The sequence below is a fragment of the Streptomyces sp. NPDC057438 genome (genome assembly GCF_042802995.1).
Classification (GTDB): Bacteria; Actinomycetota; Actinomycetes; order Streptomycetales; family Streptomycetaceae; genus Streptomyces.
In genome coordinates this window covers 1-22670 of sequence record NZ_JBHVDD010000124.1, presented here as the reverse complement: position 1 = coordinate 22670, position 22670 = coordinate 1, and the positions used below count along the sequence as shown (strand labels likewise).

At 70.0% G+C, this 22670-nt stretch carries 21 protein-coding genes, 1 rRNA gene and 1 riboswitch; of the genes, 7 read left to right on the top strand and 15 right to left on the bottom strand.

What is annotated here, in order from left to right; genetic code table 11:
• Positions 1-396: 396 nt before the first annotated feature.
• Entirely contained in the window at positions 397-825 is a 429-nt protein-coding gene (locus ACFU5F_RS39080) for an SRPBCC family protein (protein WP_383898013.1), read from the top strand.
• A 148-nt stretch (positions 826-973) separates the two neighbouring features.
• Here ACFU5F_RS39080 and ACFU5F_RS39075 read toward each other — a convergent pair whose 3' ends face one another.
• On the bottom strand, positions 974-1612 hold the full coding sequence (locus tag ACFU5F_RS39075; RefSeq protein ID WP_383898011.1) for a PadR family transcriptional regulator: 639 nt from the start codon (positions 1610-1612) through the stop codon (positions 974-976).
• 109 nt (positions 1613-1721) lie between these two features.
• On the opposite strand from ACFU5F_RS39075, the gene ACFU5F_RS39070 reads away from it, so the two are divergent.
• The 3 genes from ACFU5F_RS39070 (at position 1722) to ACFU5F_RS39060 (ending at position 4115) form a co-directional block, all read left to right on the top strand.
• The gene (locus ACFU5F_RS39070; protein WP_383898009.1) at positions 1722-2393 is read left to right on the top strand and encodes an HAD family hydrolase; all 672 of its coding nucleotides are present in this window, start codon (positions 1722-1724) and stop codon (positions 2391-2393) included.
• 9 nt (positions 2394-2402) lie between these two features.
• Complete coding sequence (locus tag ACFU5F_RS39065; protein ID WP_383898008.1) at positions 2403-3182, top strand: SDR family NAD(P)-dependent oxidoreductase; 780 nt, start codon at positions 2403-2405, stop codon at positions 3180-3182.
• Between the two features lie 123 nt (positions 3183-3305).
• Positions 3306-4115: a PhzF family phenazine biosynthesis protein gene (locus ACFU5F_RS39060; protein ID WP_383898006.1), complete on the top strand. Its 810-nt coding sequence runs from the start codon at positions 3306-3308 to the stop codon at positions 4113-4115.
• 13 nt (positions 4116-4128) lie between these two features.
• On the opposite strand, the gene ACFU5F_RS39055 is transcribed toward ACFU5F_RS39060, so the two are convergent.
• Together ACFU5F_RS39055 and ACFU5F_RS39050 are read right to left on the bottom strand one after the other, a co-directional pair.
• Positions 4129-4929 (bottom strand): CPBP family intramembrane glutamic endopeptidase, encoded by an 801-nt coding sequence (locus ACFU5F_RS39055; protein ID WP_383898004.1) that lies wholly within the window; start codon positions 4927-4929, stop codon positions 4129-4131.
• Positions 4930-5019: 90 nt separating this feature from the next.
• On the bottom strand, positions 5020-6534 hold the full coding sequence (locus ACFU5F_RS39050) for a glutamate--cysteine ligase (RefSeq protein WP_383898002.1): 1515 nt from the start codon (positions 6532-6534) through the stop codon (positions 5020-5022).
• Positions 6535-7108: 574 nt separating this feature from the next.
• Between ACFU5F_RS39050 and ACFU5F_RS39045 the strand changes: the two genes are divergently transcribed.
• Positions 7109-7693: a hypothetical protein gene (locus ACFU5F_RS39045; RefSeq protein WP_383898001.1), complete on the top strand. Its 585-nt coding sequence runs from the start codon at positions 7109-7111 to the stop codon at positions 7691-7693.
• Positions 7694-8093: 400 nt separating this feature from the next.
• Entirely contained in the window at positions 8094-8294 is a 201-nt protein-coding gene (locus ACFU5F_RS39040; RefSeq protein ID WP_318811676.1) for a DUF5999 family protein, read from the top strand.
• A 115-nt stretch (positions 8295-8409) separates the two neighbouring features.
• Here the strand turns inward: ACFU5F_RS39040 and gcvP are convergent, their stop codons facing one another.
• Positions 8410-11295, bottom strand: coding sequence for an aminomethyl-transferring glycine dehydrogenase (gcvP, locus tag ACFU5F_RS39035; RefSeq protein WP_383897998.1), 2886 nt, complete (start codon positions 11293-11295; stop codon positions 8410-8412).
• A 173-nt stretch (positions 11296-11468) separates the two neighbouring features.
• A riboswitch (glycine riboswitch) is annotated at positions 11469-11565 on the bottom strand.
• A 123-nt stretch (positions 11566-11688) separates the two neighbouring features.
• On the opposite strand from gcvP, the gene ACFU5F_RS39030 reads away from it, so the two are divergent.
• Positions 11689-12057: a PRC-barrel domain-containing protein gene (locus tag ACFU5F_RS39030; RefSeq protein ID WP_383897997.1), complete on the top strand. Its 369-nt coding sequence runs from the start codon at positions 11689-11691 to the stop codon at positions 12055-12057.
• 81 nt (positions 12058-12138) lie between these two features.
• Here ACFU5F_RS39030 and ACFU5F_RS39025 read toward each other — a convergent pair whose 3' ends face one another.
• The 11 genes from ACFU5F_RS39025 to rrf form a co-directional block, all read right to left on the bottom strand.
• Positions 12139-13491 (bottom strand): DNA polymerase IV, encoded by a 1353-nt coding sequence (locus tag ACFU5F_RS39025; protein WP_383897995.1) that lies wholly within the window; start codon positions 13489-13491, stop codon positions 12139-12141.
• Between the two features lie 124 nt (positions 13492-13615).
• Complete coding sequence (locus tag ACFU5F_RS39020; RefSeq protein WP_383897993.1) at positions 13616-14299, bottom strand: MerR family transcriptional regulator; 684 nt, start codon at positions 14297-14299, stop codon at positions 13616-13618.
• 339 nt (positions 14300-14638) lie between these two features.
• Positions 14639-15112 carry a bifunctional nuclease family protein gene (locus ACFU5F_RS39015; RefSeq protein WP_005475662.1) on the bottom strand — a complete coding sequence of 158 codons (474 nt, stop codon included), beginning with the start codon at positions 15110-15112 and terminating at the stop codon, positions 14639-14641.
• Between the two features lie 84 nt (positions 15113-15196).
• Complete coding sequence (locus ACFU5F_RS39010; protein WP_383897990.1) at positions 15197-15952, bottom strand: MerR family transcriptional regulator; 756 nt, start codon at positions 15950-15952, stop codon at positions 15197-15199.
• Between the two features lie 41 nt (positions 15953-15993).
• On the bottom strand, positions 15994-16965 hold the full coding sequence (locus tag ACFU5F_RS39005) for an FHA domain-containing protein (protein WP_383897988.1): 972 nt from the start codon (positions 16963-16965) through the stop codon (positions 15994-15996).
• Positions 16966-17026: 61 nt separating this feature from the next.
• On the bottom strand, positions 17027-17908 hold the full coding sequence (locus ACFU5F_RS39000) for a DUF881 domain-containing protein (protein WP_383897986.1): 882 nt from the start codon (positions 17906-17908) through the stop codon (positions 17027-17029).
• A gap of 5 nt (positions 17909-17913) precedes the next feature.
• Entirely contained in the window at positions 17914-18246 is a 333-nt protein-coding gene (locus ACFU5F_RS38995) for a small basic family protein (protein WP_009343209.1), read from the bottom strand.
• On the bottom strand, positions 18243-19148 hold the full coding sequence (locus tag ACFU5F_RS38990) for a DUF881 domain-containing protein (protein ID WP_383897984.1): 906 nt from the start codon (positions 19146-19148) through the stop codon (positions 18243-18245). Before ACFU5F_RS38990 ends, ACFU5F_RS38995 begins: the two co-directional genes overlap by 4 nt.
• Before the next feature lie 98 nt (positions 19149-19246).
• A complete protein-coding gene (locus tag ACFU5F_RS38985; RefSeq protein WP_383897982.1) occupies positions 19247-21742 on the bottom strand; it encodes a sugar phosphate nucleotidyltransferase in 2496 nt (831 codons plus the stop codon).
• A gap of 115 nt (positions 21743-21857) precedes the next feature.
• Positions 21858-22466, bottom strand: a complete 609-nt coding sequence (locus ACFU5F_RS38980) for a CDP-alcohol phosphatidyltransferase family protein (RefSeq protein ID WP_383897980.1) — start codon at positions 22464-22466, stop codon at positions 21858-21860.
• A gap of 109 nt (positions 22467-22575) precedes the next feature.
• Positions 22576-22670 (bottom strand): 5S ribosomal RNA (rrf, locus tag ACFU5F_RS38975); the annotation flags it as partial.

Below are 22670 nucleotides of genomic sequence, written 5' to 3'. Positions count from 1 at the left end.
CCACCGAGGCCAGCTCATCCGTGAGCCCGCCCTCGATCTCCATGCCATCCGGACCTAGGTCTACGGCCGACTGCCGGGGAATACGGGGTAGCACGCCTCCCACCCCATCAGCCCCGGCACCCCCGGGTCATCCACGAAAGGAAGCATCTTCGCCTCCGGCACAGGTTGCGCACGGAGGATCCGCCCCTCCTCCCTACGGATGAGATCCGCACCCCTCGCCTCAGGGGCGCGCGCCACCCCGCCGCGCGCCCGGTGCGCAGCACGGAACCCCACCGACCCCATCTCCCCGTGCGGACCGGCGACCGGACCATTTCCTGACAGTTCATCAGTATTGAATGTTCCGGCCCCCGAGGCTACGTTCCGCGACACCACCGTCCGAGACGAAGGGGTTGTCGCATGGCCGATGTCAGCGCCGAGGCACGCATCCAGGCACCCGCCGACCAGGTCTGGGCCCGGCTCGTCGACTGGTCCGCGTACGGCGAGTGGAACACCACCCACACCGGCTTCCCGAAGGGCGGACCGGACGTCCTCGAAGTCGGCGGCACCTTCCAGGAGAACCTGAGGCTCATGGGCTTCCCCGCCGAGGTCGAGTGGACCATCGCCGAACTGGAACCCCCGCGCACCCTGGCCATCCACGGCAGGGGCCCCATGGCCGTGGACCTGGCCACCCGCTACACCCTCACCCCCGACGGCGACGCCACCACGGTCCGCATCGACGGCCGGTTCACCGGCGCCGCCGTCTCCCTGATGGCGGGCAAACTCAGGGACTCCGCCACGGCCGCGCTCGACGAGTCCCTGCGCAAGCTGGGCGGCCTCGTGACCTGACCCCACCCCCGAGCCCCAGCCCCCAGCCCCCAGCCCCCAGCCCCCAGCCCCCAGCCCCCAGCCCCACGCTATTTCACGTACGAACGCGCCCCGCGGAGATCCCTCTCCGCGGGGCGCGCCCTTCGTGCACGTCACCCGCACACTGCCGTCAGTCCTCGTCGGCGAGGATGAGATACAGCTTCTTGCGGGCTTCGTTGATCACCGTCAGCGCCTTCTCGCGCTGATCCTTGTCGCCGGTCTTCCAGACCTGGCCGAACGCCTCCATCAGACCGAAGCCGGCCTGCCGGATCTCGCTCAGCGCCTCCCAGTCGACCCCGCGCGAGGCCTCTTCCCACGGGGCCTCGGGCCCCTCGTCGGCCGCGGTGCGGCCGGCCTCGGTGAGCGAGAACAGCTTCTTGCCGCCCTCGGTCGCACTGGCGATCAGCCCCTCGTCCTCCAGCAGCTGGAGGGTGGGGTACACCGAACCGGGGCTGGGCTTCCACGCCCCGCCACTGCGCTCGGCGATCTCCTGGATCATCTCGTAGCCGTGCATGGGCCTGTCCTTGAGAAGGGCCAGGATCGACGCGCGTACGTCGCCCCGCCGCGCCCTTCCCCGAGGGCCGCCCCGGCCGCGCCCACCCCAGGGGCCACCGCCGAAGGGTCCGAACGGTCCGGGGCCTCCATGGCCCGGCCCGAAGGGCCCGAAGGCGGCGCGCAGCGCCTCGGCGTCACCTCGGCCGCGAGGGTGCTCCCCACCACGGCGTCCATGTCCACGCTCGAATCCGAAGTCCTGTCCACGGGAACGCATCACAATCACTCCATTCCATCGTTGATCTGTCGCGATGCTACAACGATATATCGGGACCTGTCGCCTGGCAACACCTCTCCGAGAACGCCGTCGTGATGTACTGCCGCGCATGCCCCTGCTGCTGCTCGACCTGGACAACACCCTGATCGACCGCGACGCGGCCTTCCGGGCCGCCGTGGCCGCCTTCCTGGGCGCACACGGCCTGCCCGCCTCCGACCTGCCCTGGGTGACGGCCGTCGACGCGGGCGGCCACACCCCGCGCCACGAGGTCGCCACCGCCCTCACCGACCGCTACGCGGACGCGGTACCGCCCGCCGCCGTCGGCGCCCTGCTCGACACCGGCGCCGCCGACCGCGTGGTCCTGGCCCCCACCACTCGCGAGGCACTGGACGGCGCGCGCAACAGCGGCTGGACCTGCGTGATCGTCACCAACGGGCGGATCGCCCAGCAGGAGGCGAAGATCCGCCGCACCGGACTCGACCGGCTCGTGCGGGGCTGGGTCGTCTCCGAAGCCGTCGGCCACAAGAAGCCCGAGGCGGAGATCTTCCACGCGGCGGCCGCCACCGCCGGACTCCCGCTGTCCGGCGCCTGGGTCGTCGGTGACACGGCCCACGCCGACATCGCGGGCGCCGACGCCCTCGGCCTGCGCAGCGTCTGGGTGGCGCACGGCCGCGCCTGGAACGAGGCCGCCTACCGGCCCACCCACATCGCGGCCGAGGTCACCTCCGCGATCCACCACGTCACCGGCACCGACAACCGGTCCGCCGACACACCCCTCTAGGGTTCGGGAATGATCTCCGACAGCTATCTCTCCGCGTTGTTCTCGCTGGACGGCCGGGTCGCCGTGGTGACGGGCGGCAGCTCCGGTATCGGCAGGGCCATCGCCTCGGCCCTCGCCCGGGCCGGCGCGAGCGTCGTGATCGTCGCGCGCAGGGAGGCCGAGCTGACGGCCACGGCCGACGAGCTGACGGCGGACGGCTGCCGGGCGGCCTGGGTGAGCGGCGACCTGAGCACCCGTGCCGGCGTGCGCGCGGCGGCCGAACGGGCGGTCGAGGTGTTCGGGGAGCCCGACATCCTCGTCAACAGCGCCGGCATCAACCTGCGCCCGCCGCTGAGCGAACTGGGCGAGGACGTGTGGGACACCACCATGGCGCTGAACCTGGACGCGCCCTTCCTGCTGGGCCAGCGCTTCGGCCCCGGCATGGCCGAGCGGGGCTACGGCCGGATCATCCACGTCACCTCACAGCAGGCGCACCGGGCGTTCGTCCGCAGCGGCGCGTACGGCGTCTCCAAGGGCGCCCTGGAGTCATTGGCCCGCTCGCAGGCCGAGGAGTGGTCGCCCCACGGCGTCACCTGCAACACCCTGGTCCCGGGCTTCGTCCCGACCCCGCTCAACACCCGGCTCTCGTCCGACCCGGAGAAGGTGGCGGCCCTCGCCGCACGCACCCTGGCCGGGCGCAACGGCCTGGCCGAGGACTTCGCCGGTGCCGCCGTCTTCCTGGCAGGCCGCTCGGCCGGCTACATCACCGGCCAGTCGGTCTTCGTCGACGGCGGCTTCTCCGTCCATTAGGGCACTGGTGCCGCGCGGGCCGTACATTGCCCCGCCCCACGCTCGAACTGGCCCCCGGAAAGCAGTCCACCATCCCGAAATTGGCCTTGGCCCGCCGCTGCGCGGACGCTCTAGCGTCGTCCCATGCGCATTCGTATCGTGGACGCCTTCACCGACCGCCCCTTCTCCGGCAACCCGGCCGGAGTCCTCCTCCTCGACGCCTTCCCCGAGGACACCTGGCTGCAGAACGTGGCCAGAGAGGTCAACCACGCCGAGACCGCGTTCGCCCATCCCCTCCCGCCGGGCGGCGAGGCCGACTGGGCACTGCGCTGGTTCACGCCGGTCGCCGAGGTGGCGATGTGCGGACACGCCACCCTCGCCACGGCCCACGTCCTGCACAGTACGAACACCCATCAGGGCCCGGTACGGTTCGCCACGCGCAGCGGCGTCCTCCTCGCCACCCCTCGCCCGGACGGCTCGCTCACCCTCGACTTCCCGACCGCGCCCCTCACCCCGGTCGCCGTCCCGGACGGCGTCGCCGAGGCACTGGGCGCCGAGCCGCTGAGCGCCGTCGACACCGGCTCGAACGTGGGCGACCTCCTGGTGGAACTGGCCGACGAGAAGACGGTCCTCCGTCTCGCCCCCGACCTCCGGTCCCTCGGCCGCTACTCCGAGCGCGGCATCATCGCCACGGCCCGCGCCGAGGACCCGGCCGCCGGGTACGACTATGTCTCGCGCTGCTTCTTCCCCAACGTCGGCATCGACGAGGACGCCGTCACGGGCAGCGCCCACACCGCGCTCGCCCCCTACTGGTCCGCGCGCCTGGGCAGCCCGGACCTCACCGGTCTGCAGGCCTCCGCCCGCTCCGGCCGTGTCCGCACCGAACTCCGCGGCGACCGCACCCTGCTCTCCGGCCGCGCGGTCACGGTCATCGACGGCGAACTGATGGCGTGACCGTACGGCCGCCTCACGCGGTGGGCAGCCAGCCCACCTTCCCCGCCAGCAGCGCGTACCCCACGAACGCCCCGATGTCGAGCAGCGAGTGGGCCACCACGAGCGGCCCCACGCGCCCCCACCGCCGGTACAGGTAGACGAACACCACCCCCATCACCATATTGCCGACGAAGCCGCCGATGCCCTGGTAGAGGTGGTACGACCCGCGCAGCACGGAGCTGGCGGCGAGCGCGCTCCCCGGTGACCAGCCGAGCTGCTGGAGCCGGCGCAGCAGGTACGCGAGCACGATGACCTCTTCGAGGACCGCGTTCTGGATCGCGGAGAGGATCAGCACGGGGTACTTCCACCACACCTCGGGCAGCGCCTCCGGCACGACCGTGAGGTTGAACCCGAGGCCGCGCGCCGCAAGGTAGAAGGCGATGCCCGTGCTGCCGATCACCGCGGCGATCGCCGCGCCCCGGCCGAGGTCGAACCACGGCTTCGTCCGGTCGAACCCGAGGGTGCGCAGCCCGGCGCCCTCGCGAAGCAGGAAGTGCGCGACCAGGGCGACCGGGACCAGGGCGGTGGTGATCCCGAACAGCTGCCACGCGAGGTCGAGCCAGGGCCGGCCCGGCGCGGCCGAGGCGTTCATGGTGGCCGCCTGGTCCTTCAGCCCGCCCGGCCGGGTGACCGATCCGATGAAGCTGATCAGCGCGGACACCCCGCTCGCGCCGAGCGAGACTCCGAGCACGAGCAGTGTCTCGTCCCTCAGGATCCGCCGGCTCGGCCGCTCCCGCGGCACCGCGCCCTCCGCCGACTCCGCCTGCCCCTGCACCCACGCCTCCAGTTGTCCGGCCCCGCCGAGGGTCCATCATCACCCGCGGCGGTCCGGGACTTTCCGGCGGCTGCCCCTGCGGGCGGCTCCTCAGCCCAGCGGCACCGGCTCCGGCAGCCCGACCGGCCAGCTGTGGACGGGCTCCCCGGAGTGCATCAGCTCGCCGTAGCGCCGTGTGGTGGCGGCCAGCGCCGCGTCCCGTCCGAGCCCCTTGGTTATTGCCCGATGGAACGTTTCCACCTGCCAGGACGCCCCGTTGGCCCGCCGTCGGCAGCGCTCCTCGATCACCCCGAGATAGAAGTCCCGGTCGGCCGGCTCGACCCCCCAGGCGTCCAGCCCGACCTCCGCGAGCGGCAGCAACTCGTCGCGCACGAGGTTCACGGCGTCCACCGGTCCCACCCCGCCGTACCGTCCCCGGGGCCACTGCAGCCGTGCGTCGATGCCGTGGCGGCACGCCTCGTCGAAGTTGGCGGCAGCGGCCTCGAACGGCAGCCGGGCCCACACGGGCCGCGACTCCTCGGCCAGCGCTCGGACGACCCCGTAGTAGAAGGCCGCGTTGGCGATCACGTCCGTGATGGTCGGCCCGGCGGGCAGCACCCGGTTCTCGACCCGCAGATGCGGGACCCCGTCGGCGATGCCGTAGACGGGACGGTTCCAGCGGTAGATCGTGCCGTTGTGCAGGGTGAGTTCGGCGAGTGAGGGAATGCCGCCCGCGTCGAGGACGCCGATCGGATCCTCGTCGTCGCAGATGGGCAGCAGGGCCGGGAAGAAGCGCAGGTTCTCCTCGAAGAGTTCGTACGCCGAGGAGATCCACCGCTCCCCGAACCAGGTGCGCGGCCGTACCCCCTGGGCCTGGAGTTCGGGCGGCCGGGTGTCGGTGGACTGCTGGAACAGGGGCGGCCGCGACTCCCGCCACAGTTCGTGCCCGAACAGGAACGGCGAGTTGGCTCCGATGGCGACCTGCGCGGCGGCGACCGCCTGGGCGGCGTTCCAGACATCGGCGAACCGGCCGGGCGTCACCTGCAGATGCAGTTGCACGGAGGTGCAGGCGGCTTCCGGCGCGATGGACTTCGATGTGCAGACGAGCCGCTCGACCCCGTCGATGTCCAAGGTGAAGTCCTCGCCGCGGGCGGCGACGATCTGGTCGTTCAGCAGGGTGTACCGGTCTCCCGCGGAGAGGTTCGAGGAGACCAGGTCGTCGCGGCCCAGCGTGGGGAGAATGCCGATCATCACGATCCCCGCGCCGACCTCGACCGCCTTGCGGTCGGCGTAGGCGAGGGAGGTGCGCAGCTCCTCGGAAAGCTGGTCGAATACCCGACCTTCCAAGCGGTGTGGAGCTATGTTGACTTCCAGATTGAACATGGCGAGTTCTGTTTGGAAATCTCGGCTCGCAATGCGTTCGAGTACTTGCGCATTCATCATTCTCGGCAAACCGTCGCCGTCGACGAGGTTCAGCTCGATCTCCACACCCATGAGGTTCCTGGGGCGGTCGAACCGCTTCTCCTCCAACAGCCGCCCCAGCACCGTCAGACACTGCCGGAGCTTGTCGCGGTACTGCTGGCGATCGGAGAGGCCGAACGGCCCCGCCACGACCTTCTCCCCCATCGAAGCGTCCCTCCTCGGATGGGCGGGCCGACGTTTCGCGCGGCCGCTGGTGTACCGGGTCCACGGTTCATGATGCCCAGGCAGAGCCAGCGGTAACGTCCCACGCGGGATCAGCACACGCTAGGCTGAGCGCGGTCCTTCTCCGGCTCTATTTCCTCGGCATGCTTCTGGCACATTCAGCGGGCAAGAAAGGGTACGCGCTTTCTGTCCGGTGTTCTTTCGTGAAAAGCGCCGACGAGAACCGGCCGTCCCGTACGCGACGGTAATCCGAGGTCACCGGCACATCCCTAGCGAAAATGGGGGTGGCATCCATGTTCCGGCGGCCTGATACAGCCTTGTTCTTCATATCCGGAACGGCTAGACGAAACACTGCGTGAACACGTGTCGTATAAACTCCGCAAACGAGGCTGAGAGCCGGCACCCGCGGTCCTCGGTCCTGCCGTCGGGCCACCGCGGCGGACCCCACCCACGCACCGGACCCCGGGCACCCGTCTCTCCGATCCCAGAGAGCTGACAGCGCCGTCCGCCCCCGCCCTCGCGTCACCGTGCCTGTCGAATGGAGAGGCCACTCACCATGCCGCTGCATGTCCCCCCGGCTCCCGCGCCCGCCCTGCGCACCGTCCTCACGGCCCTCGGTTCTCCCACCGCCGTCCACGAGGCACGAACGCCCGCCCTGAAGAACGCACAGGGCCCCGTCACCCCCGAACTCCCGCTGCCCGTCCACGTACTCGACGGGATCACCCCGGAGGGCACGGGCACGGCCCGGCTCACCGGGTGGAGGTTCCTGATCCGCTGCGGCGACCGCGCCGTGGCTGCCGCCGAGACCCGGCTGACCCCGGACGGCTGGGCGTTCTCGCATTTCTTCGAAGGCCCGTACATCGCCTCGACCGAGCTCGCCCTGCGCCAGGCCGACCTCATGCAGCAGCCCTACCAGCCGCGCCTGCTGTCGGTGCCGGAGCTGTACATGCTCACGCTCTGGCTGCACGCCGACCCCACCGCCGACACCGCCGCCGGCCACCCGGCTCCGGCCGACGTGCTGGTCCCACTGGCCCCCGCGCCACCCGGCATAGCCGCCCACCGGCCGCACCGGGCCGCCGATCTCCTCCCGGTGCTGACCACCCGGCTGGCACGCGTCCCCCTGCTGGGATCGCCCGCCTGAAAACCGGACCGCGCCGCCCCTTCGCACCACCGCGCCCCGTCACCGACATACCGGTGACGGGGCGTTTGCTCATCGCTACGCGGAATTACCGCTCCTTCGGGCGCTAAAACGCTCGTACGAGCTATTCCCACGCCTTCCCTACGACGGACTAGCCCCATCCGACCATGCCGCATCACCCGAAAGGACAGTGCGACGGGGATGAACCATCCGGGCGGGCGTTGCGTCATCAACCTGTGAAGAAGTCGTGCTGCGAAATGCCTGCGGATTGACGCCCGTGGGGCAACACTGGGACCGGACCGATTTATCACAACGGGGGGCGGCCATGAACGGGGCTTCACGCCGCGGGACAGACAAAACAGCCATCGCAGACCAGACGACCGACCGAAAGATCCCAACAACCATGTGCCAGCACCAGCCACTGTGCCCGACCGCCGAATCCGCCGACCGGGAAGGCGCCCGACTCATGGCGCACCACCCGGAGCAGGGATGGAGCCTTCTCTGCAACGGCGTTCTGCTCTTCGAGGACACCGGTGAGCTCCTGCCGGACGGCCAGATCATCGCGCCGCACCGCCCGATGGGCACCGTGGTGACCGCCGCCTGAGCCGCACTCACGTGCGCGCAGGGCGAGCGTCCCGCACAGGGCGCCCGCCCGGACAGAAGAGGGGCCGGCCGGAGAAGCACTCTCCGAACCGGCCCCGACGCGTATCCGCCCGCGACTACGCTTCGTAAGCGTCCAGCGGCGGGCAGGAACAGACCAGGTTCCGGTCACCGAACGCCTGGTCGATCCGGCGGACCGGCGGCCAGTACTTGTCCGCGCGCGAGACCCCGGCCGGGAAGACCGCCTCCTCACGCGTGTAGGCGTGGTTCCACTCCCCGCCCAGCGCGCCCGCGGTGTGCGGGGCGTTGCGCAACGGGTTGTCGTCCGCGGGCCACTCGCCCGAGCCGACCTTCTCGATCTCCGCGCGGATCGCGATCATGGCCTCGCAGAACCGGTCCAGCTCACCGAGGTCCTCCGACTCGGTCGGCTCGATCATCAGCGTCCCGGCCACCGGGAACGACATCGTCGGCGCGTGGAAGCCGTAGTCGATCAGCCGCTTGGCGATGTCGTCGACGCTCACACCGGTCGACTTGGCCAGCGGCCGCAGGTCGATGATGCACTCGTGCGCCACGAGCCCGCCCGGACCGGTGTAGAGCACCGGGTAGTGCGGCTCCAGCCGCTTGGCGATGTAGTTGGCGCTGAGCACCGCCACCTGCGTGGCCCGCTTCAGCCCCTCACCACCCATGAGCCGGACGTACGCCCACGAGATCGGCAGGATGCCCGCCGAACCCCACGGCGCCGCCGAGATCGGGCCGACACCCGTTTCCGGCCCTGCCGCCGGCTGCAGCGGGTGGTTCGGCAGATACGGCGCCAGGTGCTCGCGCACGGCGACCGGCCCGACGCCGGGCCCACCGCCGCCGTGCGGGATGCAGAACGTCTTGTGCAGGTTGAGGTGCGAGACGTCGCCGCCGAAGCGGCCCGGCTTGGCCAGACCCACCAGCGCGTTGAGGTTGGCACCATCGACGTACACCTGGCCGCCCGCGTCGTGCACCTGCGCGCAGATGTCGGCCACGTGCTCCTCGAACACGCCGTGCGTCGACGGGTACGTGATCATCAGCACGGACAGCTCGTCGCGGTACTGCTCGATCTTCGCCCGCAGGTCCTCGACGTCGATCTCGCCGTCGTCGGCCGTCTTCACGACGACGACCTTCATGCCGGCCATGACGGCGCTCGCCGCGTTGGTGCCGTGCGCGGAGGACGGGATCAGGCACACCGTCCGCTGCGCGTCACCGTTCGCGCGGTGGTACGCGCGTACGGCCAGCAGCCCCGCCAGCTCACCCTGCGAGCCCGCGTTCGGCTGCAGCGACACCTTGTCGTACCCGGTGGCCTCCGCCAGCCGCTCCTCCAGCTCACGGATGAGCGTGAGATACCCCTGCGCCTGCCCGGCGGGCGCGAACGGGTGCAGCTGCCCGAACTCGGGCCACGTCACCGGCTCCATCTCGGTGGTCGCGTTGAGCTTCATCGTGCAGGAGCCGAGCGGGATCATGCCCCGGTCGAGCGCGTAGTCCCGGTCGGCGAGCCGGCGCAGATAGCGCAGCATCGCGGTCTCGGAGCGGTGGTCGTGGAACACCGGGTGCGCCAGATAGTCGTCCGACCTCAGCAGCCTCTCGGGCAGCGTGTCCGCGGTGGCGGCGTCCAGCGCCTCCACGTCGCCCTCCACGCCGAACGCGGTCCACACGGCGCCCAGCTGCGCCCGCGTGGTGGTCTCGTCGCAGGAGACCGACACCAGCTCGGCGTCCACGAGGTGCAGGTTCACGCCATGTTCCCGCGCGGCGGCCACTACCTCACCGGCCCGCCCCGGCACCCGCACGGTGAGCGTGTCGAAGTACGACCCGTGCACGACCTCGATCCCACCGGCCGCGAGCCCCGCGGCCAGCACGGTGGCGTACCGGTGGGTACGCCGGGCGATGGTCCGCAGTCCCTCCGGCCCGTGGTAGACGGCGTACATGCCGGCCATCACGGCGAGCAGCACCTGCGCCGTGCAGATGTTGCTGGTCGCCTTCTCCCGGCGGATGTGCTGCTCCCGCGTCTGCAGGGCGAGCCGGTACGCCTTGTGCCCGTCCGCGTCCACGGACACCCCGACGAGCCGTCCGGGCAGGCTGCGCGCGAACTTCTCCTGGACGGCCATGTAGCCCGCGTGCGGCCCGCCGAAGCCCATCGGCACGCCGAACCGCTGCGTGGTCCCGACCGCGATGTCGGCGCCCAGCTCACCGGGCGAGGTCAGCAGGGTCAGCGCCAGCAGATCGGCGGCGACGGTGACGACCGCGCCGAGTCCGTGCGCCTGCTCGACGACCGGCTTCAGGTCCCGTACGACACCGGAGGCACCCGGGTACTGCAGCAGCACCCCGTTGATGTCGCGTGCGGCGATGTCGGCCGGGATCCCCTCGCTCAGGTCGGCGACGACGACCTCGACACCGGCAGGCTCGGCACGGGTTCCGATCACGGCGATCGTCTGCGGCAGGGCGTCCGCGTCGACGAGGAACAGCCCCTTCTTGTTCTTGCCCATGCGCCGCGACAACGCCATGGCCTCGGCGGCGGCGGTGCCCTCGTCGAGCAGCGAGGCCCCGGAGGTGGGCAGCCCGGTCAGTTCGGCGACCACGGTCTGGAAGTTCAGCAGGGCTTCCAGCCGCCCCTGGGAGATCTCGGGCTGGTACGGGGTGTAGGCGGTGTACCAGGCCGGGTTCTCCATGACGTTGCGCAGGATGACGGGCGGCGTGAACGTCCCGTAGTACCCGAGCCCGATCATCGAGCCGAGCACCTGGTTGCGGTCAGCGAGCGAACGCAGCTCGGCGAGCACCTCGGACTCGGTACGCGCCCCGGGCAGGTCCAGCGCCTCGGCGTTCTTGATCACATCCGGGACCGCGGCCGCCGTCAGCTCGTCCAGCGAGCCGTAGCCGACCTGCGCGAGCATCTTGGCCCGGGCCTCGGCGTCCGGGCCGATATGGCGCCGCTCGAAGGGGATGCCCTGTTCGAGCTCGGAAAGCGGAATGCGATGGGCGGTCATTTGCGGAGGCCTCCTGGTCTGACACGACCTTCGAGGGGCACCACGGCACGGGCACCCCGACGGCCTCCCCCTCTGTCATCTCAACCTGAGAGCTTCACCGGCCCGGGTACGGACCGGCTTTCACCGTCGGTGAGAGCGGGAGCCGTGGCACCCGCCCTGCTTTCCAGAGTGACCTCGTCCGTGCGGTACGTGAGCCTGAGAGATTCCGGGGAGGATTTGCTCCTTCGGCGCCTCCGGATGGTGTCCGGAGGACTCTCCCGCACGGGGTCAGCAGCCGCTGCCAGCGTATCAGCGCGGGCAACGCACAGGTCTTCGAGTGGCCGCCTCCCTCAATGTGCCTTTTCGTAGGGGTGAGAGACGATGTACCACCCCTTGTGACCACTTGGAGGGCCCGTGCAGACCGACATCGATCCGCGCAACCTGATCGGCCGCAAGGCGTTCGACCGCAGGGGCAGCAAGATCGGCACCGTGGACGAGGTCTACCTGGACGACGCCACCGGCATCCCCGAGTGGGCCGCGATACGCATGGGCCTCTTCGGCCGCGACGCCTTCGTCCCCCTCGAGCCCAGCGAACTGGTGGAGGGCACCCTCCGCGTCCCCTTCGAGCGCGCCCTGATCAAGGACGCCCCCGACTTCGGTGTGGGCCGCCACCTCTCCCCCGAGCAGGAACTCCAGCTGTACCACCACTACGGCCTGGACATAGCCCCGCCCCCGCCCATAAACCATGACTTCGGCCACGTGGCCGGCCAGGACGACACCTGAGCCGATCCGGCCGCGCACACCCGCCCGCACGACACCACGAACGGCCGAAGCGTGCGCACGCCGTCCGGCGCCCCCTGATCCTCAGCCCGGCACCCCGCCCGGCACCAGCGGCAACGGCTCCGCCGGCTCCAGCGCCGCGTCGTCCGTCCTGAACGTCCGCACCCGCCCCGGCCCCGGGTCCAGCGGCGTCTCGAACCGCACGGTCACGCGCCCGAGCCCGCTGCCCTGAACCCACCCGTGCCCATACTCGGCGTGCCGCACATCGTGCCCGGCCCTCCAGAGCCGTTCCCCGCCCGCGCCCGCCTCCGCCACGGGCACCTCCGCGACGCCCCTGGCCTCCTCCTCCACCGGCTCGGGCTCCCCGGCCGCCTGGGCGAACAGGTCCTCCTGCGTGTAGTCGGCGAGCCCGCTCACCCCGACGCCGAGCAGCCGCACCCCGCCGGTCGTGTCCACGGCCTCCAGCAGCCGGGCCGCGGCCTCCCGCACCACCGCCGGATCGTCCGTGGGGCCCCGCAGCGTCTCGGACCGGGTCAGGGTGGAGAAGTCGTACCGCCGCACCTTCAACACGATCGTCCGCCCCGAGAGCCCCGCCTCACGCAGCCGGCGCACGCACCGGTCCGCGAGCCGCTGCACCTCCATGCGCACTCGGACCCGGTCATGGATGTCCACGTCGTAGGTGTCCTCCACCGACACCGACTTCGTGTCCCGCTCGGCCACCACCTCCCGGTCGTCCCGCGCCAGCGCCATCGCGTACAGCCCATGCCCATGGGCCTTCCCGAGCAGCCGTACGACCTCGTCCTCCCCCGCCTCCACGATCTCCTCGACCGTGGTGATCCCGGCACGCCGCAGATGGTCCCCGGTCGCGGGCCCCACACCCGGCAGGATCCGCACGGACATCGGGCCCAGCAGCGCCCGCTCGGTCCCGGGCTCGATCAGCACCAGTCCGTCCGGTTTGGCCTGCTCGGAGCCGATCTTCGCGAGCATCTTGCAGGCCGCGAGCCCCACGGACCCCGTCAGCGCGGTCAGGGCCCGTATGTCCGCCCTCAGACGCTCCCCCGCCAGCCGGGCCGACGTCTCGTCCCAGGCCGCGCCCCCGGCCTCCAGATCCACGAAGGCCTCGTCCAGGCTCAACGGCTCCACCAGCGGCGACAGAGCCCGCAACAGCTCCATGACCTGATCGCTGATCGCCCGGTAGAAGGTGAAGCGCGGCGTGAGGTACGCGGCGTTCGGTGCGAGGCGGCGCGCCTGCGCCATCGGCATCGCCGAATGCACCCCGAAGGCCCGCGCCTCGTACGAGGCGGTCGCGACCACTCCACGCGGCCCCAGCCCGCCGACGACAACGGCTTTCCCCCGCAGACTCGGCTTCGACGCCTGCTCCGCCGAGGCGTAGAAGGCATCCATGTCGAGATGCAGGATCGTGGGCGCGGTTCTCACATCTCCGATGCTGCCCTACGCCACTGACAATGCCCCGTACACCACTGGCCACCAGGCCACGCCCGGGCCGCGAACCGCCGGGCCACCGGACGAGCAGTCCCGGTCGCGTATCCCGCGGCAGCCCTCAGACCGCCCGGTTCCGCCGCCGAGCCAACTCGTCCGCCGGATTGTGGCCCACGAGCGTCTCCCCCGTGTCGACCCGCTCCCCGTGCAACTGCGAGAGAGCGTTTTCGACGTCACGCCAGACGACCCCCACGGCGATCCCGAAGACCCCCTGGCCGCCCTGGAGCAGGGCGTGGACCTCGTCGGGCGAGGAGCACTCGTAGACCGTCGCGCCGTCGCTCATGAGCGTCATCCGCTCCAGATCGCTGAAGCCACGCTCCCGCAGGTGCTGGATGGCGGTGCGGATGTTCTGCAGCGACACCCCCGTGTCGAGGAACCGTTTCACGATCTTCAGGACGACCACGTCCCGGAAGCTGTAGAGCCGCTGCGTCCCCGAGCCCTGGGCGGACCGCACACTCGGCTCCACGAGGCCCGTACGGGCCCAGTAGTCGAGCTGGCGGTAGGTGATGCCGGCGGCCGCGCACGCGGTGGGACCGCGGTAGCCGACCTTCTCGTGCGGCTCGGGCGCCGCCTCGACGCTGTCCTGCACGGCCGTGGGCCGCTGCGGGACGTGACCGGCCGCGCCACCGTGATGGGGGTCCCCCCAGCCCGAGCGCACCCGAGAGCCTGGGGGAGGGTACGGGCCGCCGTCCCCCAGCCTGCGTCCGGGGGCACCCCCAGCCGTACCGTCGCCGCTGCTTCTCACGCCGACCTCCGTCCTTGACCTGCCTCATCGACGGTAGGCAGCCGCCAGGGGTGCGTCAACGACCATCGCACTCGCCACGCCGGGTGATAATCACCCTGAGAGTGGTTTCCCGTGCCCTTTCGCGGGGAAAGGCTAGCCGAATGCGCTCCCGCCGAGCCGCCTGACGGCACACCGGGCCGGCTCATGACTCCCGGGAGTCCGCTTCCACCGACCAGGTCCGTGCCCACAGCGCCCCGGAACCGAAACCCTCCTCCGCGCGCCCGCCATCGACGGCGGCAGGCGGCAGCGTCAGGACCTGTCAGCCGCGTCCGTCGGCTCCGTGCGGCCGTCCGCCCGGCCTCACTGACTGTTCGTCCCGAAGTCCTCGGGCGAGATCTGGTCGAGGAACTCGCGGAACTTCTCCACCTCGTCCTCCTGCTCGTCCGGGATCGCGATGCCCGCGTCGTCGAGCACCCCGTCACTGCCGAAGATCGGCGTCCCGGTACGCAGCGCCAGCGCTATGGCGTCGGAGGGCCGGGCACTCACCTCGACACCACTGGCGAACACCAGCTCCGCGTAGAAGACGCCCTCACGCAGGTCCGTGATGCGCACTTCCGTGAGCTCCTGGCCGACGGCCTCCAGCACGTCCTTGAACAGGTCGTGGGTCAGCGGTCGCGCGGGGGCCATGCCCTGCTGGGCGAAAGCGATCGCCGTCGCCTCGCCCGGCCCGATCCAGATGGGGAGGTAACGGTCGCCTCCCACTTCGCGCAGGAGCACGATCGGTTGGTTGGAGGGCATTTCCACCCGGACACCTACGACATCGAGCTCGTTCACACAGCAACCCTAGGCCGTGCTCGGGATGTTTGGGTAGTCGGGCTCGGATCGGCCCACCGATCCGCCACGGGCGAACACCACGCGTCAGCGCGGCCGCACCCCCAGCGCACCGCGCACGAGAGCGGCGTGCAGCTTGACCGTCAGCCCCGCCAGCTCCCTCGCCCGCTCCTCCGCATGCGCTCTGGTCTGCGGGTTACGGTGCAGCCGCAGCGGCGCCACCACCTGGTCGACGAGCCCCGCCTCACGGTCGGCGGCGGCCCGCATCACTCTCAGGTGCCGGGGCTCGATACCGAATCGCCCCAGTTCGACCACAAGCGTGGCGATGGTGAGAACTTCGGCGTCGTACGACCCGTCCGGCAGCGGGGCCACCAGCCCGTACGACTCCCACTCGGCCAGCTGCTCCTCGTCGATCCCGGCGCCGGCGATGAACTCGCCCCGCCCGATCCGGGCGGCCGCCGGCTCCTCGGGCTCGCCGAACAGCTCGCTCAGGCGCTCCCCGTCGCCCACGTCACGCTGCCGTCCCACGGACGGCAGCCTGACGTCCTCTCCGCGTTCCACGGCCTCGAGATACTCACGGATCACCTTGAGCGGCAGATAGTGGTCCCGCTGCATCCTGAGGACGTGCCCGAGCCGCTCCACGTCCCCGGCACTGAACTTGCGATACCCCGAGGGGGTCCGCTGGGGCTCGATGAGCCCCTCGGACTCCAGGAAACGGATCTTGGAGATGGTCACCTCGGGGAACTCGTCACGCAGTGCGTTGAGAACCGTGCCGATGCTCATCAGGCCACTGTCCGCGGCGGTGGTGCCGTGGTCGGCACCACCGCTCGTTGTTCGAAGCATGGACCTTCCCTGGGGTTCCCCGGATCCGGTCCGGGGGAGGGTCAGTAGCCCCGCTGGCTCGCGTAGAAGACCAGCCGGTACTTGCCGATCTGCACCTCGTCGCCGTTGTGCAGGGCGACCTGGTCGATCCGCTCGCGGTTGACGTACGTCCCGTTCAGGCTGCCGACGTCGGCGACCGTGAACGAGCCGTCCTGGCCCCGGCGGAACTCCACATGGCGACGCGACACCGTCACGTCGTCGAGGAAAATGTCGCTCTGCGGGTGACGGCCCGCCGTGGTCAGGTCGCCGTCCAGCAGGAAGCGGCTGCCCGCGTTCGGACCGCGACGGACGACCAGGAGCGCCGAGCCGAGCGGCAGCGCGTCGACGGCGGCCTGCGCCTCGGGAGAGAGCGCCGGCAGCTGCGTCTGGCCGGTGACCTCGGAGTCGTAGGCCTCCAGGCCGGAGATGGAGATGGTCGAGGTCGTCTCGGACGGACGCTCGGGGGTCGCGCCGGCCCGCAGCGGAGCACCGCAGTTCGAGCAGAAGCGGCTGTTCTCCGCGTTGCGGTTACCGCACCTCGTACACACCAGGGCCGACATCGACGGATCCTCCTGCCGCGGCTGCCCCGCCGGGGCATGGGACGCATACGGGTCTGAGCTGAACCCTCCACCCGTACCTGAGGTTGACGGTTCCCCGAAACCTATGCGGCCCGACTGCGCAGGGTCAACAGACGGCGCGCCCTGACCTCCCGAAATGTCACCTCCCGGGCCGGCAACCTGGTCCCGGAACATGGGGCGCTCGCCACCCTGGCCCTCCGCCTCCGAGGGCTGCGCGCGATGACGGGAGGTCGCGTTGTCGCTGCCCTCTCGCGCGCTCTTGCCGAACAACTTCGCAAACAACTTCACGGGCGATTCCCCTTGACCGAAACAGACCCGCCCGTGGGGCAGGACGAACCCTGACTGAACACACCGGCCGACCCGGACAACCTCACAACGTCCGTATCCACCAGACAGTTTCCACCACGCACCACCCATTCGGTGCGCCGACCCCCCGCAACCTCATGCCCTCGCCGGACGGGCCCCATGCACCTGCGCTTCACCGGGAGGACGACCGAGCGTAGTCAGGCCGCTTCGCTGCTCGCAAGGCGTCCACGACGATCTTCTCCGCCCGCCGCACGGTCACGGTGGCCTGCTCCTTCTCCAGTGTCTGCACCACGCCTCCGGGGATGTTCAGTGCGGGCTCGAGGTCCTTCGGGTTGCCGATGACCTTGAAACGAAAAGGCTGGGTGATCTTGTTCCCGTCGACACTGATTCCCTCACCGGAATCGGTCAGATAGGTGCTGGCCACGACCCGTACGCCGTTCACCTGGATCGCCTCGGCGCCGGCCGCGCGCAGCTCCTGGATCGCGTCGAGCAACATGTCCGCCTCGACCGTCCCCTTCGTGTCGTCGACCGTCAGTGTGATGCCGGGCCCCTGCGCAGCCACCGTGCCCGCCAGAATGCCGAGTTGCCGCTCCTTCTCGACCGTCTGCTTGCGTGCCTCCTCGGCCTGGTCCGAACTGTTCTCCAGCTCGGTGCGCTGGTCCTCGAGACCCTGCTTCTCCTCCTCCAGACGCTGCGTACGGTCATCCAGTTCATCGAGGATGCGTACGAGATCTTCCTGACGTGCTCCGCGCAGCGCGCTGTCGTCGTTGTTGGAGGCGACCTGGATCGCCAGTCCGAAGCCGAGGCCGAACAGCAGCAGCGCCACGATGAGTTGGGCGCGGGTGAAGCGCGGCGGCCACAGCCCCTGCGCCAGGCGCTGCCGCCCCGTGCGCTTGTCCTGGTCCTTCTCCTCCCGAGAAGCCTCGCCGGGCTCCTCGGCGGCCGTGGAAGGTACCTCCTGGGGAAGTTCGCGGCGCAGCCTCGTCGTCGGCTCGTCGTCCTCTCCCCGACCCGCGGTCGGCCCGGGCCCCGGCGTCTCGTCGCGCTCGTTCATCGGCCTCACGCCCGGAACACGTGCCGACGGATCGCCGCGGCGTTGGAGAAGATGCGGATGCCGAGGACGACCACGACGCCCGTGGAGAGCTGGGCCCCGACGCCCAGCTTGTCGCCGAGGAAGACGATCAGGGCGGCCACCACGACGTTCGACAGGAACGACACCACGAAGACCTTGTCGTCGAAGATGCCGTCCAGCATCGCGCGCAGACCACCGAAGACGGCGTCGAGCGCCGCGACCACGGCGATGGGGAGGTACGGCTCGACGACCGCCGGTACCTCGGGCCGGACCAACAGTCCGGCCACGACTCCGAGGACGAGGCCCAGTACGGCGATCACGATGTGCCCTTCTCTGTGCTCGGTTGTGCTGTTCGTACGATCACGCTCGGCGCGGCCGGCACCTTGATGTCACTCTCGACGGAGATGCCCGTCCTGATACCGAAGTTCTCCTGCAGGGCGTGCAGGTACAGCCCGTCGGGGCTGTTCTGGAACCTGGTGCTCAACCGCTGCCCGTCCCCCACCGCGAGGACCGTGTAGGGCGGTGCCAGCGGCTTGTTGTCGACCAGTATCGCGTCGCCCGCGGCCCTGATCGCCGACAGTGCGGTCAACCGCTGCCCGTTGATCGACACGGCCTCGGCCCCCGACGCCCACAGGCCGTTGATCACCCGCTGCATGTCCCGGTCGCGCACCCGACCGGTGTCCGAGAACCCGGACGTCTCACGTGGATCGCCGTCACCACCCTGGGCGGCGCCCTTGGAGTCGTTGACGACGAGCCGGACCCCGGGGCCGTGCACCTCGACGGCGCCCGACAGGACGCTCACCAGGTCGTTCCCGTGACTGCCGCCGCTGTCCTTCAGCGCCTTGCGCTGGCGTGCGCTCACGTCGTCACGGAGCGCGTCCACGGAGGTCTCCAGCTCGTCCGCGGTCGTCGTCTCCCGCTGGATGCGGTCGATGAGCTCCTCGCGCTCCTTGGCGACCACGGGAGCGCTTATCCGTGCCTGTGCCGCGCCCACCGTCACCACGAGCGCGGCCAGCACCAGGCCGACCGCGAGCCCCAGCTTGGCCCGCACGGTCTTGGGCATGCCCTCGGCGCCCGCGGCCTTCCTGCGGGCGGCGGCCTCGGCGTATCCGTCGTCGAGGCTGTGGTCCATGACGTTGTTGAGCAGCGACATGGAGGCGTCCGGACGCGACGGGCGCGTGGGTGTGCTCCGAACGGGGGGCTGCTGCGGCATGCCGCACATCGTCGCACGTCGCGACCACTACCTCCGAACGGCCCCACCGGCGTGCCGGACAGGCCCCGTTGGGGGCACTTGTCCGGCACGCACGCGTGCGGGGCGGTTCAGCGCCCGGCGCTGTCCACGACCGCCGCCCACTCGTCGAGCAGGGCCTGGGCGGAGGCGTCGTCGGGGCCCTCGGCCCACAGATGGGTGACGGCCTCGGCCGGGTCCGGCAGCACCATCACCCACCGCCCGTCCGTCTCCACGACCCGTACACCGTCGGTCGTGTCGACGAAGCGGTCGCCGGCCGCCTCCACGACCCGGCGCATCACCAGGCCCTTGACGGCCCACGGGGTGGCGAGGTCCCGCTTGAGGACGTGTGCCCGCGGAATCCGCGCGTCGATCTGGCTGAGCGTGAGCTGCGTCCGCGCCACGAGCCCGATGAGCCGTACGAAGGCCGCGGTGCCGTCGAAGACGCTGCTGAACTCCGGAACGATGAACCCGCCGCGTCCGTCACCGCCGAAGATGGTCGTCTCGTCCCCGCCGACCCGGGTGAGGTCGTCCGGGGAGGTGGTCGTCCACTCGACCTGTGTGCCGTGGTACGCCGCGACCTGCTCGCCGATCCTGGTGGTGGTCACCGGCAGCGCCACCCGGCCGCTCCGCCGTTCCGCGGCAACCAGGTCGAGCATGACCAGCAGGGCCCGGTCGTCCTCGACGATCCGCCCCTTCTCGTCCACGAGCGACAAGCGTTCACCGACGGGGTCGAACCGTACGCCGAACGCCGCCCGCGAGGACGCCACGATCTCGCCGAGCCGCACCAGCCCCGAGCGCCGCATGTCACCGGTCTCGGTCGGCCTCGACTCGTCCAGACCCGGGTTGATCGTCAGCGAGTCGACGCCCAGCTTGCCGAGCAGACTGGGCAGCACCAGACCGGCGCTGCCGTTGGAGGCGTCAACGACGACCTTCAGGCCCGACTCGGCGATACCGGTCGTGTCGACGTTCCTCAGCAACGACCCGGTGTACGAGTCGAACACACTGGCCGGGAAGTGCAGGTCCCCGATCTCTCCGGGGAACGCGCGTCGGTACTCCTGCCGCGCGAACACCCGGTCCAGCTTCCGCTGGCTGCCCTGCGAGAGGTCGGCCCCCTGCCCGTCGAAGAACATGATATCGACCGAGTCCGGAACCCCGGGCGTCGTACGGATCATGATCCCGCCGGCACTGCCCCGCGCGGTCTGCTGGCGGGCCACCGGCAGCGGTACGTTCTCCAGGTCCCGTACGTCGATGGCGCTGGCCTGCAGCGCCGAGATGACCGCCCGCTTCAGCGCACGGGCACCCCGAGAGTGGTCCCGGGCGGTGGTGACGGTCGAGCCCTTCTTGAGCGTCGTGGCGTACGCTCCGGCCAGTCGGACGGCCAGTTCGGGGGTGATCTCCACATTCAGGATGCCGGAGACTCCACGGGCGCCGAACAGGTGCGCCTGCCCCCGGGACTCCCAGATCACCGACGTGTTGACGAAGGCGCCGGCCTCGATCGTCTTGAACGGGTAGACGCGCACGTTGCCCTGGATGATCGATTCCTCGCCGACGAGGCACTCGTCGCCGATCACCGCGCCGTCCTCGATCCGCGCCGCCCGCATGATGTCGGTGTTCTTGCCGACCACGCAGCCCCGCAGGTTGCTGTGCTGCCCGATGTAGACGTTGTCGTGGACCACGGCCTTGTGCAGGAAGGCCCCGCTCTTCACGACGACGTTCGAGCCCACGACGGTGTGCTCGCGGATTTCGGCGCCGGCCTCGACCTTGGCATAGTCCCCGACGTACAGCGGCCCGCGGAGCACGGCGTCCGGGTGCACCTCGGCGCCTTCGGCGATCCACACGCCGGGCGACAGCTCGAACCCGTCGATCTCGACGTCCACCTTGCCCTCGAGCACGTCGGCCTGTGCCTTGACGTAGCTCTCGTGCGTACCGACGTCCTCCCAGTAGCCCTCGGCGACATAGCCGTAGACCGGCTTGCCCTCCTTCATCAGCTGCGGGAAGACGTCGCCGGACCAGTCGACGGGAACATCGGCCTCGACGTAGTCGAAGACTTCGGGCTCCATCACGTAGATGCCCGTGTTCACGGTGTCCGAGAAGACCTGCCCCCAGGTCGGCTTCTCCAGGAACCGCTCGACCTTGCCTTCTTCGTCGACGATAGTGATGCCGAATTCCAAGGGATTCGGCACCCGCGTCAGACAGACGGTGACGAGCGCGCCCTTTTCCTTGTGGAAATTGATGAGCTCGGTGAGGTCGAAGTCCGTGAGGGCATCGCCGGAGATGACAAGGAAGGCGTCGTCCTTCAGCGCCTCCTCGGCGTTCTTCACGCTCCCGGCGGTACCGAGTGGCTTCTCCTCGTTGGCATAGGTGAGCTCCATCCCGAGCTCCTCACCGTCACCGAAGTAGTTCTTGACCAGTGACGCCAGGAACTGGACGGTAACGACGGTCTCATTGAGCCCATGCCTTTTGAGCAGCCTCAGCACATGCTCCATGATCGGGCGGTTCACCACGGGCAGGAGCGGCTTGGGCATGCTCGAGGTCATGGGGCGAAGGCGTGTGCCTTCACCTCCGGCCATCACGACGGCCTTCATGTCGGAAGCGTCCTCCTTGAAGAGACGAGGGTCTAGCCGACTTCACCCGTCCGGAGTGTCCCGCACTTTTTCAAAGCGGGCCATCGAGCCACTACGGCCGCCCAGGCGGGCGGGCTCAATCGGCCATGGCGTCCGCACTGACGAGTCGGCGGACCTGAACCACGTAGAGGATCCCTGCCCACCAATACAGCGTTGTACCCCATCCGGCGAACGCCCATCCGAAAATAGCAGCGAGTGACGAGATCCATCCACTTCCGTCACTGAGCAACAGCAACGGGAAGGCGTACATCAAGTTGAAGGTAGCCGCCTTGCCGAGGAAGTTCACCTGCGGCGGCGGATAGCCGTGCCGCCTGAGGATGCCCACCATCACCAGCAGGACCAGCTCACGCGAGAGCAGTACAGCGGTCAACCACAATGGCAGAATCTCGCGCCAGGTGAGTCCCACCAAGGTGGACAGAATGTACAACCTGTCCGCCGCGGGGTCGAGGAGCCGGCCCAGGCTGCTGATCTGGTTCCAGCGTCGCGCCAGCATGCCGTCCAGATAGTCACTGACGCCGCTGAGAGCGATCACCAGGAACGCCCAGCCGTCGACCTTGGGGCCGCCGAACTCGGGCCAGAGAATCAACCACAGGAAGACGGGCACACCAACGAGCCGCGCCATGCTGAGAATGTTCGGGATGGTGAGGACCCGGTCCGTCTGGACCCGGGTCTCCTGTACCTCCACCCGGGGGCCTCCTGTGGGAAATGAGCCAACGATGCCCCCTGACCCTACCTCAACGCAAAAAAGCTCTGGCTCCTGGGCGGCATGCCCAAGAGCCAGAGCTATAAAAGGAGTTCGGCGGCGTCCTACTCTCCCACAGGGTCCCCCCTGCAGTACCATCGGCGCTGTAAGGCTTAGCTTCCGGGTTCGGAATGTAACCGGGCGTTT